General features: G+C 73.5%; 1 pseudogene. It reads left to right on the forward strand.

The features are described from left to right. Window positions 1–2463, forward strand: a pseudogene (locus BHU15_RS34355) (beta-ketoacyl synthase N-terminal-like domain-containing protein); the annotation flags it as partial. Window positions 2464–2521 lie beyond the last annotated feature (58 nt).

The raw sequence follows: 2521 nt of genomic DNA on the forward strand, positions 1-2521 counted from the left end.
ACCCGGCTGCCCGTCGCGCAGGGACCGATGACGCGCGTCAGCGACGAGCCCGCGTTCGCCGCGTCCGTCGCGGCCGAGGGCGGACTGCCGTTCCTCGCACTGGCGTTGGCCAACGCCGAGCGGACCCGCTCGATGCTGGAGCGCACCCGCGACGCGCTCGGCGACGCCAAGTGGGGCGTAGGAGTGCTCGGTTTCGCCGACGAGGACATCAAGGCCGCCCAGCTCGACGTCGTACGCGAGGTGAAGCCCACGCACGCGATCATCGCGGGCGGCCGGCCCGCCCAGGCGGCGGCGCTGGAGGCGGAGGGCATCACCACCTTCCTGCACGTGCCGTCGCCCGGACTGCTGCGCCAGTTCCTGGCGGCGGGCGCGCGCCGGTTCATCTTCGAGGGCGCCGAGTGCGGCGGCCACGTCGGACCGCGCAACAGCTTCCCGCTGTGGGAGGCACAGACCGAGGTCCTGCTCGGCTTCCTCGCCGATGCGGACGAGGGCACCGCCGCCGAGCTGACCGTGCTGTTCGCCGGCGGCATCCACGACGAGCGGTCGGCCGCGATGGCCGCCGCGCTGGCCGCCCCGCTGACCCGCGCCGGTGTGGGCTTCGGCGTACTGATGGGCACCGCCTATCTGTTCACCGAGGAGGCGGTACGCGGCGGGGCCATCCAGCCGCTGTTCCAGCGCCGGATCCTCGACGCGGAGCGGACCGATCTGCTGGAGACGGCGCCCGGTCACGCCACCCGCTGCGCGCGCAGCGCCATCAGCGAGGACTTCGCCGCCCTCAAGGACGAGCTGCGCGGACAGGGCGTGCCCGACCGGGAGATCTGGGAGCGCCTGGAGCGCTTCAACGTCGGCCGGCTGCGGCTCGCCAGCAAGGGCATCGAGCGCGTCGGCGACGATCTGCTCGCCGTGGACGAGACCCGGCAGGCCGACGAGGGCATGTTCATGGCCGGTGAGGTCGTGGTGCTCCGCGAGGCCGTGACCACCGTCGCCGCGCTGCACGGCGCCGTGAGCGAGGGCGCGGGAGACCTGCTGCGCGCCAGGGCCGGCGAACTGCGCGGCCCGCTCGGCATCGGCCGGGCGGACGAGCGGCCCGCTCCCGAGCCGCTGCGCGTCGCCGTGGTCGGCATGGCCGGCATGTTCCCCGGCGCCCCCGACCTGGCCGACTTCTGGGCCAACATCCTCGCGGGCAAGGACTGCGTCACCGAGGTCCCCGCGCAGCGCTGGGACCAGGAGCGGTACTACGCGCCCGACGGCGACGGCGAACGCACCCCCTCCCGCTGGGGCGGCTTCCTCCCCGAGATCCCGTTCGACCCGCTGCGCTACGGCATTCCGCCGGCCTCGCTCGCCGCCGTGGAACCCGTACAGCTCCTCGCGCTGGAGGCCGCGCGGCGCGCGCTCGCCGACGCGGGGTACGACGCGAAGGGCACCGACCACGCCCGTACCTCCGTGGTGTTCGGCGCCGAGGCGGGCAGCGACCTGTCGAACGCGACCACGCTGCGTACGGTGCTGCCCGGCTACATCGGCACGATCCCGCCCGCGCTCGACGCGCAACTGCCCCGGCTCACCGAGGACTCCTTCCCGGGGATGCTGGCCAACGTCATCGCGGGCCGGGTCGCCAACCGCCTCGACCTCGGCGGGGCCAACTACACCGTCGACGCGGCGTGCGCCTCCTCGCTCACCGCCGTCGACGTCGCCTGCAAGGAACTGGTCGCGGGCACCAGCGACATGGTGCTGTGCGGCGGCGCCGACCTGCACAACGGCATCAACGACTATCTGCTGTTCTCGTCCGTGCACGCGCTCTCCCCCACGGGCCGCTCGGCCACCTTCGACGCCGCCGCCGACGGCATCGCCCTCGGTGAGGGCGTCGCCTGCGTGGTCCTCAAGCGCCTCGCGGACGCCGAGCGCGACGGCGACCGGGTGTACGCGGTGATCGACGGTGTGGGCAGCGCGAGTGACGGGCGGGCGCTCGGTCTGACCGCGCCCCGCCCGGAGGGACAGCACGCCGCCCTCACCCGCGCCTACCGCAACGCCGGTGTCTCGCCCGCCGATGTGGGGCTGGTCGAGGCGCACGGCACCGGGACCGTCGTCGGGGACCGTACCGAACTCGGCACGCTGACCGAGGTGTTCACCGAAGCCGGTGCGGAGGTGGCCAGTTGCGCGGTCGGCTCCGTCAAGTCCCAGATCGGGCACACCAAGTGCGCGGCGGGGCTGGCCGGACTGATCAAGGTCACGCTGGCGCTGTACCACGGTGTGAAGCCGCCGACCCTGCATCTCAAGGAGCCCAACGCCGCCTGGAAGGAGGCGAGCAGCCCGTTCGTCTTCCACACGACGGCCACCCCTTGGGCGGCGGAGCCGGCGGAGCGGATCGCGGGAGTGAGCGCCTTCGGATTCGGCGGCACCAACTTCCACGTTGTTCTACGCGCGTACACCCAGGCGCCTCCCGCGCATTCCCTGGATGCCTGGCCGCCTCCGCGTCCTGCCCCCGGAACGTGAAGAGTTCGGCCGGCCAGGCATCCAGGGAATG

It is taken from the genome of Streptomyces niveus, from assembly GCF_001723055.1.
GTDB lineage: Bacteria > Actinomycetota > Actinomycetes > Streptomycetales > Streptomycetaceae > Streptomyces > Streptomyces niveus.